The organism is Halobacillus sp. Cin3, from assembly GCF_947311855.1.
GTDB lineage: Bacteria > Bacillota > Bacilli > Bacillales > Halobacillaceae > Halobacillus > Halobacillus kuroshimensis.
This window is the reverse complement of sequence record NZ_CAMZMV010000001.1, coordinates 374566-387863: the sequence shown is the minus strand read 5'-3', so window position 1 is coordinate 387863 and position 13298 is coordinate 374566. Positions and strand designations below refer to the sequence as shown.

15 protein-coding genes are annotated in these 13298 nt (G+C 46.8%); 4 read left to right on the top strand and 11 right to left on the bottom strand.

Annotated elements, in window-relative coordinates; translation table 11 throughout:
* Positions 1-12: 12 nt before the first annotated feature.
* The 7 genes from QMA39_RS02155 to QMA39_RS02125 all read right to left on the bottom strand — a co-directional run bounded on the left by QMA39_RS02155 (position 13) and on the right by QMA39_RS02125 (position 6179).
* Positions 13-1947: a fructose-bisphosphatase class III gene (locus QMA39_RS02155; RefSeq protein WP_027953972.1), complete on the bottom strand. Its 1935-nt coding sequence runs from the start codon at positions 1945-1947 to the stop codon at positions 13-15.
* Between the two features lie 108 nt (positions 1948-2055).
* Positions 2056-2250: a hypothetical protein gene (locus tag QMA39_RS02150; RefSeq protein ID WP_027953971.1), complete on the bottom strand. Its 195-nt coding sequence runs from the start codon at positions 2248-2250 to the stop codon at positions 2056-2058.
* A 285-nt stretch (positions 2251-2535) separates the two neighbouring features.
* A complete protein-coding gene (locus tag QMA39_RS02145; RefSeq protein ID WP_027953970.1) occupies positions 2536-2979 on the bottom strand; it encodes a cell wall hydrolase in 444 nt (147 codons plus the stop codon).
* 124 nt (positions 2980-3103) lie between these two features.
* Positions 3104-4057: an alpha/beta hydrolase gene (locus QMA39_RS02140; RefSeq protein ID WP_281657889.1), complete on the bottom strand. Its 954-nt coding sequence runs from the start codon at positions 4055-4057 to the stop codon at positions 3104-3106.
* Entirely contained in the window at positions 4032-4670 is a 639-nt protein-coding gene (locus QMA39_RS02135; protein ID WP_281657888.1) for a GNAT family N-acetyltransferase, read from the bottom strand. The genes QMA39_RS02140 and QMA39_RS02135 overlap by 26 nt, the downstream gene beginning before the upstream one ends.
* A gap of 111 nt (positions 4671-4781) precedes the next feature.
* Positions 4782-5708 carry a manganese-dependent inorganic pyrophosphatase gene (locus QMA39_RS02130; protein WP_281657887.1) on the bottom strand — a complete coding sequence of 309 codons (927 nt, stop codon included), beginning with the start codon at positions 5706-5708 and terminating at the stop codon, positions 4782-4784.
* Between the two features lie 54 nt (positions 5709-5762).
* Complete coding sequence (locus QMA39_RS02125; protein ID WP_281657886.1) at positions 5763-6179, bottom strand: hypothetical protein; 417 nt, start codon at positions 6177-6179, stop codon at positions 5763-5765.
* A gap of 212 nt (positions 6180-6391) precedes the next feature.
* On the opposite strand from QMA39_RS02125, the gene glnA reads away from it, so the two are divergent.
* Positions 6392-7702 (top strand): type I glutamate--ammonia ligase, encoded by a 1311-nt coding sequence (glnA, locus tag QMA39_RS02120; RefSeq protein WP_027953966.1) that lies wholly within the window; start codon positions 6392-6394, stop codon positions 7700-7702.
* 112 nt (positions 7703-7814) lie between these two features.
* On the opposite strand, the gene rsgA is transcribed toward glnA, so the two are convergent.
* From rsgA to QMA39_RS02105, 3 genes are all read right to left on the bottom strand, one after another.
* Positions 7815-8843, bottom strand: coding sequence for a ribosome small subunit-dependent GTPase A (gene rsgA, locus QMA39_RS02115; protein ID WP_281657885.1), 1029 nt, complete (start codon positions 8841-8843; stop codon positions 7815-7817).
* A gap of 168 nt (positions 8844-9011) precedes the next feature.
* Positions 9012-9791 (bottom strand): ABC transporter permease, encoded by a 780-nt coding sequence (locus QMA39_RS02110; RefSeq protein ID WP_281657884.1) that lies wholly within the window; start codon positions 9789-9791, stop codon positions 9012-9014.
* Positions 9781-10740 carry an ATP-binding cassette domain-containing protein gene (locus QMA39_RS02105; protein WP_281657883.1) on the bottom strand — a complete coding sequence of 320 codons (960 nt, stop codon included), beginning with the start codon at positions 10738-10740 and terminating at the stop codon, positions 9781-9783. Before QMA39_RS02105 ends, QMA39_RS02110 begins: the two co-directional genes overlap by 11 nt.
* A gap of 192 nt (positions 10741-10932) precedes the next feature.
* On the opposite strand from QMA39_RS02105, the gene QMA39_RS02100 reads away from it, so the two are divergent.
* Positions 10933-11184, top strand: coding sequence for a hypothetical protein (locus QMA39_RS02100; RefSeq protein ID WP_156896437.1), 252 nt, complete (start codon positions 10933-10935; stop codon positions 11182-11184).
* An 8-nt stretch (positions 11185-11192) separates the two neighbouring features.
* Here the strand turns inward: QMA39_RS02100 and QMA39_RS02095 are convergent, their stop codons facing one another.
* Positions 11193-11537 carry a hypothetical protein gene (locus QMA39_RS02095; RefSeq protein WP_281657882.1) on the bottom strand — a complete coding sequence of 115 codons (345 nt, stop codon included), beginning with the start codon at positions 11535-11537 and terminating at the stop codon, positions 11193-11195.
* Between the two features lie 174 nt (positions 11538-11711).
* On the opposite strand from QMA39_RS02095, the gene nfsA reads away from it, so the two are divergent.
* Together nfsA and QMA39_RS02085 are read left to right on the top strand one after the other, a co-directional pair.
* Positions 11712-12452, top strand: coding sequence for an oxygen-insensitive NADPH nitroreductase (nfsA, locus tag QMA39_RS02090; protein ID WP_281657881.1), 741 nt, complete (start codon positions 11712-11714; stop codon positions 12450-12452).
* A gap of 12 nt (positions 12453-12464) precedes the next feature.
* Positions 12465-13193, top strand: a complete 729-nt coding sequence (locus QMA39_RS02085; RefSeq protein ID WP_281657880.1) for an NAD-dependent protein deacylase — start codon at positions 12465-12467, stop codon at positions 13191-13193.
* The last annotated feature ends 105 nt before the right edge of the window (positions 13194-13298 follow it).

The following is a 13298-nucleotide window of genomic DNA, read 5'->3' as shown; positions in this document are numbered from 1 at the left end:
GCATCTTCTCCCTTACTTCAAATAACGATCCTTCAACAGCTGCTTCAGGTTATCGATATCTTCCTGAATCTCCTGTCCTACATTCGTTTCCATCACCTTTTTCCGTTCCAGTTCCTTGTCTACGAGGCGTTTCACGGATAATACATCGGTTCCGTCACGAAGGACCTCTTCCTTCGAGTTGAAGTGCTGGTGGGCGACGAGCTGCATCCCGTAAGAATTGTAAAGGAGCGTATAACCGGCGATTCCGGTTTTAGGCTGATAGGCTTTTGAAAAACCACCGTCGATGACGACCATTTTCCCGTTCGCCTTGATCGGATTTTCCCCTTCAATCTCCTTCACTGGTGTATGGCCGTTAATAATATGCCCCTGGTCCGGGTTCATATCAAACTCTTTTAAAATTTTCCTGCAGATCTCTTCATCCTCACGAAGGTAATAATAAGGATTTTTCTTCTCTTTATGAGTCGTCTTGTCGCTGATGAAATAGCGTTCAAACGTAGTCATAGCCCGTTTCCCGAACAAGGAGGAATGTTCTCCCGTCCATAAATACCACACCATGTCTGTAGCCAGGTCATCGATGGTATTCGGATTTGCGAAGGCTTGACGCAGGAATTTTTCAAATTGGTCAAGAAGTTCTCTTCCCGCGTATGTCTGGTTTTCAATCTTCATCTCTTCCATATTTCCATCTTCATCGATAGGTATACACCCGTGGATAAGCAGGTTGCCATTATATTTCAAATAAAGACTGCCTTTTTTCATTAAGAATTTCATATGTCTCGCCAGCTTCTCGGAATGCTGGACAGAAAATAACAGTTTGTCAATGACTTCCTGCTCTTCTGGAAGGAGCCGGGACGGGTTTTCCGGATCAATGGTCGCAAAGCAGGTGTTTTCCAACGGATACGTGGTTCCCTCTAGCGTAATCTCCTGCCGCTCATAGTCGACTTTTTCCAGAAGAAGGCGTTCATCCATGTTAAAATATGGGCGTCGTTTGATGATTGGACTTTCGAGTTTGAACTGGATCATGGCAATGGCCTGATGGATTTTTGAAATTTGGACAATTTCATCCTCCGACGGCTGATAACCGGATTGGATTTTCGGTCGAAAAGGCACATTATCATCATAGTACTTTTCGGCAAGCGTCATCAGCGGACGCAGATTGATGCCGTACATATCTTCAATAATATCGAGGTTATTATAGCGCGCACAAATACGGATGATGTTCGCCAGACATACCTGTGAGCCGGCATAAGCGCCGATCCAGAGAACGTCATGGTTCCCCCACTGGATATCAAGGGAATGGTAGTCCATCAACGTTTCCATGATTTTATCCGGCTCCGGGCCACGGTCGTAGATATCCCCGACAACGTGCAGATGATCAACGACGAGCCGCTGTGTTGTATACGAAAGCCCGATAAGCAGCTGATCAGCCTGATTGAGGGAGATCAGCTGCTGGACGATTTTGTTATAGTAGGATTCCTTATTCGCAAAGTCCTCGGTTTTATACAGCAGTTCTTCCACAATATAAACAAAAGGCTCCGGAAGGGCTTTGCGGAGCTTGGAGCGGGTGTACTTGGAAGAGGCATACGAAATCAGCTTGATCATCCGCTCAATCATGACCTCATACCACAGCTCAAGATCCTCCCTGCGGTCGAAGGAGTTTTTAATCCGCTGCATTTTTTCTTCGGGATAATAGATCAGCGTAGCGAATTCATTCAATTCCTGTTCAGAAAGAATGCCTTTGTACAAATCACTGATTTTTTCACGGACCTTGCCTGACCCGTTCCGGAGTACGTGCTGAAAGGCTTGGTATTCGCCGTGCAGATCACTGACGAAGTGCTCCGTTCCCTTGGGAAGGTTCTGGACAGCTTTCAGATTAATCAGTTCGGTAATCACTTTTTCTTCACTATCGTATTCCTTGGCAAGCAGTTCTAAGTATTTATCCTTTAACACGATGGCTCCTCCTCTCCCGCCGGTTTGGCAGGTTCGAAATCTTTTATAAAAAGTATAGCAGGTTTTCATATGAACTGCGCGCTGAGATTTTCGAAACGATCCCGGGCCTTACCCGATATAATAGATATAAAGAAAGGTTCCGATCCATAAGGCAGCGGCTCCCTGCATAGCCGCATAAAGACCGGTTTCTAACAGAGACAGCTTTCTCTGCTTTTTCGTTTTTCTCAACTGCAGGATGGAAAGCAGACTGCATAGAAGCAGGACTGCGATGGAAAACTCGTACAAGCTCTCTATTGTATTCATTCCTTCCCCTCCTCGTTTCTTACGGTCTAAGCCGGATTCCTATTCCGGAAGCCCGCAGAAGCGCACTCCGATTGTCTTTCCTAAATGAGTCCTTATAAAACATCCATCAACAATGGAATAAAAAGGAATACCACAGCTTCATTTGATATCATGACCTCTAAAGGGTATATGTAAGGCTGCACCCAGCTTCTATTGTTTCAAAAAAACAGGAGACTGGCAATTCCATCCACCTCTTTCATATAGAAAAAAGAGACCCGTTCAAGGGCCTCTCTGCATGCTTGCTGTTCAACTTCCGATATACACACTGTCACAGGACCCTGGAGCCGGCTCATAATAACAGTGCTGCTTGTATTGCCCCGCAAACGGCTGGCCGTACCATGTGTCAGGGCATGGGGCGTAGGGGTTGAAATACCAGAGGGAATATTTAGCTGGATGCTGCCGCCAGTAATCCAGATTCTTTTTCGCCAGCCTTTTCTCTGTAGAACGTGCCCGGTTATAGAACATGTTGCCTTTTTGAACAGCTTCAAACGAAAAGTTCCCGCCTTGAACCTGATAAATGACGTCATTAATATTCCGCACATTTCTAAAATCCAGACAATCTGCCTTGGCCCTGTTTACAATGACATTCCCTACATACAACATTCCCTGTTTTCCTTCTCCTACCGCTTCCGCCCGCATCATCCGTGCCATCAAGTCAACATCGGAATTATTATATTGAATTCTCGGCATATCCTCACCTCGACTATTAGTGTATGAAAAAAGCCGCCGGTGATGAATAAACGATTCGGATCATCGAAAGAGGCCCCTTCCATGGGCTGTGCGAAACAGTGCCGCGTACCGCCAGTCCTTCCTGTTATGATTCGTTTTGATGAACCATAGTTGTAAATGACGCAGCTATGTCTCCAAGTGCTTCTTGTGCACGCTCCACTGCGCCCGCCATATTGATAAAACTGTGAACGAGATCTTCGAAATGGAGCCTTGAGGCCGGCACACCGGATTCCTGCAGCTGTCTGTAATAGGTAACGGCCTCCTCACGCAAGGGATCGAAATGGGCTGTTACCAGAAGGGTTTCAGGCAGCCCCCGTTTATTCTTCAGACGGAGTGGAGAAACTTCTTCTTTTTCTCCCTCTTCCTCTACATTTAAGTAATGATTGAAAAACCACTTCATCTTTTCCGTTGTCAAGTTATAGCGGAAGTCTTCCTGATAGCTGAACGTCGAAAAATCGTAATTAAGGACCGGCGTAATCAACAGCTGTCCTTCTATAGAAACCTCGTGATTGTCCCTGAAATATCCAGAAGCGGCTGCGGCCAGATTACCGCCCGAGCTTTCTCCCCCTAAATAGATCGGAGCGTTGGGCCATTGCCGGCGGGCCCATAAAACAGAGACGCATGCATCATTATAAGCTGCAGGGAACTTGTGCTCCGGCGCAAGCCTGTATCCGACAGAAACGATGATGACTTCTGAACGGGAGGAGAGATAACGGCAGACGGAATCAGCGCTGTCGATATCCCCGAACACCCATCCCCCGCCGTGGAAATAGACAAGTACAGGGAGTTCCTCTTTATCTGAAGGAGTATAGATGCGGACGGGAATGTCATGGCCATCGGAAGACAGGACCGTATCCTCCCTTGTTTTCACAACCCGTGCAGGGATATCAGGGAAATACGTACGCGCGACTTTGTAGTACTCGCGCGACTGGCGGGCCGTCAACAGATCTAAAGACGGATGCTGGAGTTGTTCCATTTTCCGGCCGATTTTATGTAATAAGTCAAGCACCTGTTCATCTACTTGATGCGTCTTTTCCATATACACCCTCCTTTTCTTCTGTAATCCGGAAGGTAACTTGGATCCCCTGGCTTTTACGGACCTGTTCAACTGCCTGCCTCTCTCCTGCAATAAGAGCCGCCCGCTTATGAGGGAGTTGAATCCGGTGAAGAACCTTCCCTCCAAGACCCTTCATGATAGGAATAATGATCCGGTTGCGGATATCCGGTTCTCCTATGATTCGTTCTGTATGATAGGTAAAGAACAAAAACTGAATCATGGACTGCAGCAGCTGCCGTCCTGCCTGCTTGTTCAAAAATTTCTCCGGACCTACAAGCACATGCATGCCGAGGTCTCCCGCCTCGTGCTCATAATGGTGATGCACAGGATCCTCCCCCGCCCAGTAAGCAATAAGATATCCCGCCGGCTCCCCATTCCAGTCTACGAGATAACAGTCTTTGTGATCTGCGGTGATGGATGCCCGCACCCACTCTTCAAACGTCTCCATCGGAAGATCGAGCTTCCAGAAAGGGGCAATGTGCCTCTGATGCATCCATTCAAACAGCGTATCGGTATCCTTTACACTCAAGGGCCGGAACGTAAAGATTTCTGTTTTTTCCTGTTCGATAATTTCTATTTCCGTGCTGGTCAACATGTTCATCCCCTTATTGAAAATGATTATCATTATCGCAAATTATAGAGTTTTCTGCAAAGGCTGTCAATGACATAAAAAAACTCCCCTTATGAAAGGGGAGTTCTGTGTTTCTTATCCAAAATACGTATTAAGTGGTGGTACAATCTGTTTCTTACGGGAAACAACGCCGCTCAGGACCGCCTGATTTCCATCAAGGGACGTCTCAAAAGCTTCGGCGACAGCTGCTGTTTCACTACCGACAGCAACTACGGTGGAGTCACTTTCAAGAATATCCGTAACGACAAGCACGAATAAATCCAGTCCTTTTTCAGACACGTTTTTATCCATGGCTGCTTCAAGCTCTGCTTTACGGGAAAGGACATCATTCGTATCGACGGTATTCACCTGGGCGATCTCAACTTTCCTGCCCCCCATATCGAATTCCTTGGCATCAAGGGAAATCAATTCTTCTGCTGTTTTGTCACTGATATCCGCTCCGGCCTTCAACATTTTCAAGCCGTACTCTTCTGGATCGACACCGGCGATTTCAGCAAGCTCTTCCGCTGCACGACGGTCTTCTTCTGTGCATGTCGGAGATTTAAACAGAAGGGAATCCGAGATGATAGCTGAAAGCATCAGCCCTGCCATCGGCTTGGAAACCTCCTGCCCTTTCTCCTTATAAAGCTTAAGAAGAATCGTTGCCGTACAACCGACCGGTTCTGCACGGTAGTAAAGCGGGCCTTTGGTTTCGAAGTTGGCAATACGGTGGTGGTCAATGACTTCAAGAACCGTAACATCGTCAATGTCTGCTGCACTCTGCTGCCGCTCGTTGTGATCGACAAGGATTACCTGTTCCACTTCATCAGATACACGCTCGACAAGACGCGGCGCCTCTACGTCAAATTGATCCAGTGCGTATTGTGTTTCCCCGTTCACTTCGCCAAGTCGGACAGGTTCCACGTCCTCGCCAAGGGCCTTTTTCAGATCTGCATACACAAGCGCAGACGTAATCGTATCGGTATCCGGGTTTTTATGACCGAAAATGAATGTCTTACTCATTTAAAATCATCCTTTCTATGTAAGTTTGCTTGTCCGATACGATTATAAAATAGATTAACGCCCGCGTCCATTACGGTCTCCATTTTTTGACGGGTTACACTCCTTCAAGACGGAGAACATCCCATACCCAAGAAGCACCTGCACCATCATACCTGCATAAGGGTCAGCATGAAGAACATCTGGAAAGATCATGAACCTTGGAAATAAAAAAGGTACATAAAGAAACAGAAAACAGGGTATGACATAAAAGGTAAGCAGAGTAAAGGACGGCTTTGTTAAATGAAAGGAAGAGAAATTCACCGGAAGGGCAAGGATCATCCCCACGGGAATATAGGCGGTCTGCATAATAAGCAGATACCTGTAAATGTGCCCCTCGGATGCCGTTTCCTGAAGCCACGGCTGCATGCCGCTGAGCAGGAACAAGTATAAAAAACAAAAAAACACCTTCCATAAATGGATGAATTTTATCATGACAGGCCATCCCCCTTCTCTTTATGTTTATGATTCCCACCTTATTTTCTTGCTTTACACAAGTTTCAGAATATTTTTTTGGGGAATTTTCTAAAAGGGTTTGAGATTACTCTACACTTTATGTTAGAATTCCTTACATAAAGAAAAAGAGCTACATATCCAAAGTGAAATGGATACAAAACTTACAAATTATAAAGAGAGAGGGTAAATCAATGGGATACACCAAAGAACAGATTATTCATGAAGTAAAGGAAAACAAAATTGAATTTCTTATCTTGGAATTCACAGACATGCTTGGGGATACGAAAAACGTAGAACTTCCAGTTGAAGAGCTTGAAATGGTTCTTGAGAACGAAGCGATGTTTGACAGCTCCTCCATTTCAGGATTCTCGGATATTCAGGAAAGTGACATGTATCTCTATCCTGATCTCGACACCTTCCTCCTGCTTCCATCCCTTGTGGACGAAGATCGCAGTGCACGTTTTATCTGTGACATTTACAAGCCGGACGGTACTCCGTTTGAAGGCGATCCACGCTTCATTCTTAAGCGTGCAATGCAGGAAGCGGAAGATATGGGCTATACCGTTAACGTTGGTCCTGAACCGGAATTCTTCCTATTTAAACTGGACAGTGCAGGCTACCCGATCCGCGAAATGAACGACCGTGGCGGATACTTCGATGCTTCCCCTAAAGATAAAGGAGACAAAGTGCGCCGTGACATCGTGCGTACCCTTAAAAAGTACGGATTCGAAATGGAAGCATCCCACCACGAAGTAGCTATGGGACAGCACGAAATCAACTTCCGTTTTGACAGCATGGTGAAAACAGCAGATAACATCCAAACATTCAAAAACGTTGTAAAGGATATCGCCACCAACCATGACTATCATGCAACCTTCATGCCGAAGCCGATTTCCGGTGAAAACGGTTCTGGAATGCACTGTCACCTATCCTTATTCCAAAACGGAGACAGCGCCTTCTATGATGAGGATGCTTCTGACGGCATTTCCAAAACAATGAAGCAGTTCATTGCAGGTATTCTTCACCACGCAAGCGGAATCGCTGCGATTACGAACCCGAACGTAAACTCTTACAAACGCCTTGTACCAGGTTATGAAGCGCCGGTAAGTGTGGCGTGGTCCCACTCCAACCGCAGCTGTATGGTCCGAGTACCAACAACGCGCGGAAAAGGAACGCGCTTCGAAGTCCGTAACCCGGACCCGACCGCCAACCCTTACTTGACGCTTGCCGTACTGATCCAGGCAGGTCTTGACGGAATCAAGAAAGAAATGGACGCCGGCGAAGCAGAAAGCCGTAACCTGTATGAAGTCGAAGACGATAGTGTTCCAACACTACCAACAAACTTGAAAGAAGCGCTTGGCGCCCTTGGGAAAGACGATCTTCTTCTATCTGCCCTTGGTGAGCACACATCCGGTGCTTATATTGAAGAAAAGCGCAAAGAATGGACAGAGTATTCCCTGCAGGTCAGCAAATGGGAAATCGAAAAGTATATGAACAAATAAGAACGACAAAAAGCATCTCCTATCGGGAGATGCTTTTTTATACGTTATCAAACAAACGCCCCTTGAGATCAGCGAGTTGATCTCAGAGGGCGTTTTGTTTATACCGATGCCATTATTCTTTGACAGCATTGGGACCATGCAGCATACGGTTCGTCCGATGAGTTCCGTACTTATCCTTCAACTCCAGACGTCTCCGTTCACGCTTCAATTTGTTGTAGCTTTTCAATCGGCTCACTTCCATCTCTCCACTTTGAATGGCCGCTTGGACCGCACAACCTGGTTCCTCTTCATGACGGCAGTCGCGAAACCTGCACCCGGCGCTTAAAGCTCCAATATCAGAAAACGTATAATCAAGATTCCCTTCACCGTTTCCCCAGAGCTGAAGCTCCCTCATTCCCGGCGTATCCATCATATAGGAGCCGTCAGGCAGGCTGAATAACTCCCGATGTGTCGTCGTATGACGCCCGCGATCATCTTCTTCTCTCACCGCCTGTGTCTCCTGCACTTCTTTTTCAAGCAGGGCGTTCATTAATGTGGACTTCCCTACACCCGAAGAGCCGACCAAAGAAACGGTCTGTCCAGGTGTTAATTCATGTTTCAATAACTCCAGCCCTTCTCCATGAAGACTGTTTACAGGATACACTGGGACTCCCGGGGCTGCTTGTTCAATCTGAAACAGCTGGTTATGAAGCGACGTAGATAAATCCTTCTTCGTACAAACGATAACTGGACGAGCGCCACTCTCATACACCTGCTCTATATACCGCTCCAGTCTTCTCGGGTTCATTTCCTGAGTCAACGCTGTGACGATAAAGACAACATCCACATTAGCCGCTATCACTTGCTCTTTGTTGGACTGCCCAGGTGCACTACGGGAGAAGACCGTATTCCGGTTTAATACACGCTGGATTTTCACACGCCTGCCTTCATCATAGGGATCAATGACAACCCAGTCCCCTACAGCAGGAAAACCGCTGTCTTCAACCGTATGATAATGGAAGCGTCCGGACACTTCACCGAAGCGTTCCGTTTCATCGTCTGCCACTGTGTAAATGCCGTGGGTGGATGTCGTCACCCTGCCGGCCTTTTCTCCATCCTGCAGCTGTTCTTTAAAATAGGTTGTAAAATCCTTCCGTTTCATTCCATTCCTCCTGAGTATGTGGAGGACGCTGCGAGTGGTGTCCTCCTATGTTTTTTTGGATATTAATGGCTATGAATCGTCTGTTTTTTGACATAAACACCACTCCTTGCTTCATTATTATTCTTAGTCTACCATACCAGGAAGGCCAAAATCTTCCTTTTTCCGGAATTATCCACGGGAAACCGCCCGCTTTGCTGAGACTGCCGCAAAAGTTATGGTCAGTGTACTGACGATGGTAATGGCGATCACTCCCTGCATCATATCCCAGAAGACCCAGCCGTCAATCAAAACAGTCCGCATACTCTCAAAAATATAGGTGGTCGGATTGATGACAGCAGCAATCTTAAGCCACTGCGCATCAATGAGCTCATAGGGGACGAATGTGGTGCTTAAAAATATAAGAGGAAAAAAGATAAACGTTCCAGCCTGAGCAGCCTGCGCGTTCCCTGTCCGTAAAGCAACACCGGCGGAGTACCCGGCAAAGGCAAGTCCCCATCCGATGGCGATCAGGAGAACAAACAGCACGCCTCCCACCCCTGTCTGGACTTCAAGTCCCAGCAAAAAAGCTATCCCGATAATAAGCAGTGTCTGCACAAAAAGCTGGAGCATCCCCGCAATGATCGGACCAAGCACAATCGAAAGACGCGAAGCAGGCGTCAGCAGCAGCCGGGAAAAGAACCCATTTTCAATGTCCTTCACAATACTCTGCCCCGCCCCACCGGCTCCACCGATGGCTGCCGATACGATGGATACAGGCAGAATGAAAGCTAAGTAGTTGGCTCCCTCAAACGTCGGAAGCTGGGAGATCCCGCTCAACCCTCCTTCATAGACCAATAGAAAAAAAGCAGAAATCATCAGATTGGGAATAAAAGAAAACGGGTTTCTTAATGTCGTTTTCACGTTTCTTCTCGTCATCAGCCATGTATCTCTCCAAACATTACTGCTCATAGCTTTTCTTCCCCTCTCCTGTAATCTTAAGGAAAATATCATCCAGGGTCGGAGAGGATAATTGGATATCCTCGACCTCAATATTTTCCCGATCGAGAATACGTGCCACTTCCAACAGCTGTCTCGTTCCTTCCTCAACGTAAATCAGAATCTTTTCCTGTTTTCTAATAACATCCGCATCCATCAGACCGGATTTCAACAGATGGAGTGTCCTGTCTTCGTCTCCTCCATCCACAGGAGTGAGAGCAATAAGGTCGCTCCCGATTCGTGCTTTAAGCTCTTTGGGTGTTCCGGAAGCCACGATTTCTCCATCATTAATAATGCTGATCCGATCAGCCAGGTTGTCAGCTTCCTCCAAATACTGAGTGGTTAAAAAAATAGTCGTTCCCTTATCTTTATTCAACCGCCTCAACTCCTCCCACACGGCCATCCGGTTGGAAGGATCCAACCCTGTTGTCGGCTCATCCAGAAAAAGGACGGCAGGTTCATGCACAAGGGTAAGCGCCAGATCGAGACGCCGGCGCATGCCTCCGGAATACCGCCCGATTCTTCGCTCAGCAGCTTCCGTCAGCTGCACAATATCCAGAAGCTCTTCCGCGCGAAGACGCCCCTCCCTTTTACCAAACCCGAAAATCCATGCCTGCAGCTCAAGCATTTCCCGGCCGGTCAGATCAGGATCCACCCCTGTCTCCTGAAGGGCTGCTCCTATGTGGCGCCTCACCTTTTCCGGTTCCTTGATTACGTCAAAGCCTGCAACAAAAGCTGTTCCTGACGTAGCATTCATCAAGGTAGTCAAAATCTGCACAATCGTTGATTTCCCAGCTCCGTTTGGGCCGAGAAAGGCGAAGAACTCTCCCTCTTCCACCTTAAAAGAAACATCCTTGACCGCCTGCACCCCACCTTTTTTAAACGTTTTAGATAAATGATCAACGACTATTTTTCCATTCATCCTTCCAACACCCTCTCTATGTAAAAAAATGTCGTACGAACAAGTTTAAATGAACAGCAGCCAGGGAATATTCATCCATACCTCAAACAACAGAAAAGCGTCAAAACTAGACGTTTTTCACTGTTGAAGCCTTTACACTCAGATGATAAACTTTTATAAAATTCAGAAAAAAACCAGGAGGTACAAATGATTATGGAAGCCTTATATCTTTATCCATGGGCAGCACCACTGCTTGTTGGATTAGCCATCCTTTCCCTCATCGGGACCTATATCAGTTTCAAACAGGAGAAATATTTACTTATGATGAGCATGGGGATCGTCCAGACAATGATCAGCACCTACCTTGTCACTGGAGCCGCTCCTGTCCTGTTCGGTGTCGGACTTACCCAGATATACTTGGGAGTCGTCAATGTAAAAAGGGTGAAAGCTGTAAGACATGAGTAATCATCGTCTTATAGAGCTTTCACCCTTTTTTCGATATATGCGCATAAATCTCCGACGGTCCCAAAAAAAGCAAACGGATTTTCTGGAAGAACATGCGGTGTATAGAGAAGTTTCCAATGGACAAGCAGAGATTGAAAGGTATGCAGAAAAAGCAGGCGGTTATCATGATAAATTTCCTGCAGACTGCCCTGGGTGGACATGTATTCAAAAGCCGGCTGCTGAAGTTCCGTGACATCCAGATGAATATAATAAAGCACACTCTGATAGACAGCTACCGGAAGTCTTTTATCCTGAATCAATTCTGTTGTTTCCTTTCTTTTTTTAAAAGAATGAAAGCTGTAAAGTTCCGCCACTTTTACCACCTCGTCTTTTTCCTATATGTAAAGATTCTGCACCCCTCTAACGGATTCCTTCTAATACTGTAAGAATAAAACGGCCATATCATTACCAATCTCCGGGCAATTTTGTTACCTTAAAGGAAGAAAATGAAAAATATCCATGTGCACCACTTTTGAGGAGGCAGGAAAATGAACCAGACGATAGAGACTTTATTGAACCACCGCTCCATCCGTAAATTCAAAGATGAAAAGCTGACAGACGAACAGCTGAACACCATTATTGAAGCAGCCCAGCAGGCTTCCACATCCAGTTACATGATGGCTTACAGCATCATCGGTGTGACGGATGAGGAGAAGAAATCCCAGCTGGCCGAAATTTCTGGCCAGGATTATGTAAAAAACAACGGACACCTGTTGGTTTTTTGTGCGGATTTATACCGCCATACATTGTACGCGACACCATCCGAGTATGAGCAGATGCTTTCCAATCTGGAAAACAGCGAACACTTCCTCGTGTCGGCCATCGATGCTGCGCTTGCGTCCCAGAATGCCGCTATTGCCGCTGAAGCGATGGGACTGGGCATCTGTTATATTGGAAGCCTTCGGAATCAACTGGATAAAGTCGATGAAATCCTTCACCTTCCTAAGCATGTCCTGCCATTATTCGGCATGGTCATCGGCGTTCCGGATCATGAGCCCGATCTTAAACCACGTCTGCCAAAACAGGCTGTCTACTTTGAAAACAGCTACAATCGTGATCACAAAGAGGAGCTTGCTGCTTTTGACAAGGACATTGCTTCTTATTACGAGGCCCGGCAGACGAACAACCGAAGCGACTCATGGACGGATCAAATGCGGCGTCGGTTCTCAAAACCGATGCGTATGGATGTGACCGGCATCGTGAAGAGAAAAGGATTCAATAAACAGTAAGGAGAGATCCTCATGTCCTATGAATCAGCAGCCCGCCGGATAAAGCGTGCAGAGCGGATCGTCGTTCTCACAGGGGCGGGTGTATCAACAGCAAGCGGAATACCTGATTTCCGCTCAAGTGAAGGGTTGTGGACAGAAGATCATGCGCGGGAATATTACATGTCGAACGATTATTTCCAAAAGCATCCGGATGACTTCTGGAAAAAGTACAAAGCCATTTTCCGCTTAAAGCTTTTGCAGGAGTACCGTCCAAACAACGTCCATCAATTTATACACGAGCTGGAATCAGATCGCCGCGATGTGTCTGTCATTACCCAGAATGTCGACGGTCTTCACCAGCTCGCAGGCAGCTCTTCTGTTCTGGAGTATCACGGATCATTGAACCATTCGTTCTGCCAGGACTGCGGACGCTCTTATCCGCTGGAAAGTGTGATGGAAACGATGGTTCCTGTATGCCGTGACTGTGGGACGACGCTTAAACCCGGCGTCATGCTGTTCGGTGACCTGATTACAGCTCATGACGAAGCCGAGCGGATCATCAAGGAAGCTGACCTGCTTCTTGTTATGGGAACTTCCCTGCAGGTTACGCCTTTCTGTCTTCTTCCTTATTACGCAGGAGAACAGGGCAGGACATCGTCGATCCTGATCAATAATGAACCTACGGACAAGGACGATTTGTTTGATATCGTTTTCCATGATGATCTTTCCCATGCTGTCCAACAGCTTCAAGAGCTTCTATAAAATGGGGGGCTGAGGATCGGTGGATGCCCCCGCAGTCGTCACCATCGATAAGCTCCTTGTGAAAGCAGCCCATACACATAACAAAAAAGACCTGCCTTAAAGAAC

What these genes read in the sequence shown, in the direction of transcription:
- QMA39_RS02110 (WP_281657884.1), bottom strand. Translation starts at nt 9,791, where the DNA reads ATGAGCAGTAATGTTTGGAGAGATACATGGCTGATGACGAGAAGAAAC.
- QMA39_RS02085 (WP_281657880.1), top strand. Translation starts at nt 12,465, where the DNA reads ATGTCCTATGAATCAGCAGCCCGCCGGATAAAGCGTGCAGAGCGGATC.
- QMA39_RS02125 (WP_281657886.1), bottom strand. Translation starts at nt 6,179, where the DNA reads ATGATAAAATTCATCCATTTATGGAAGGTGTTTTTTTGTTTTTTATAC.
- QMA39_RS02150 (WP_027953971.1), bottom strand. Translation starts at nt 2,250, where the DNA reads ATGAATACAATAGAGAGCTTGTACGAGTTTTCCATCGCAGTCCTGCTT.
- QMA39_RS02105 (WP_281657883.1), bottom strand. Translation starts at nt 10,740, where the DNA reads ATGAATGGAAAAATAGTCGTTGATCATTTATCTAAAACGTTTAAAAAA.
- QMA39_RS02145 (WP_027953970.1), bottom strand. Translation starts at nt 2,979, where the DNA reads ATGCCGAGAATTCAATATAATAATTCCGATGTTGACTTGATGGCACGG.
- QMA39_RS02140 (WP_281657889.1), bottom strand. Translation starts at nt 4,057, where the DNA reads ATGGAAAAGACGCATCAAGTAGATGAACAGGTGCTTGACTTATTACAT.
- nfsA (WP_281657881.1), top strand. Translation starts at nt 11,712, where the DNA reads ATGAACCAGACGATAGAGACTTTATTGAACCACCGCTCCATCCGTAAA.
- QMA39_RS02130 (WP_281657887.1), bottom strand. Translation starts at nt 5,708, where the DNA reads ATGAGTAAGACATTCATTTTCGGTCATAAAAACCCGGATACCGATACG.
- QMA39_RS02135 (WP_281657888.1), bottom strand. Translation starts at nt 4,670, where the DNA reads ATGTTGACCAGCACGGAAATAGAAATTATCGAACAGGAAAAAACAGAA.
- QMA39_RS02100 (WP_156896437.1), top strand. Translation starts at nt 10,933, where the DNA reads ATGGAAGCCTTATATCTTTATCCATGGGCAGCACCACTGCTTGTTGGA.
- rsgA (WP_281657885.1), bottom strand. Translation starts at nt 8,843, where the DNA reads ATGAAACGGAAGGATTTTACAACCTATTTTAAAGAACAGCTGCAGGAT.
- glnA (WP_027953966.1), top strand. Translation starts at nt 6,392, where the DNA reads ATGGGATACACCAAAGAACAGATTATTCATGAAGTAAAGGAAAACAAA.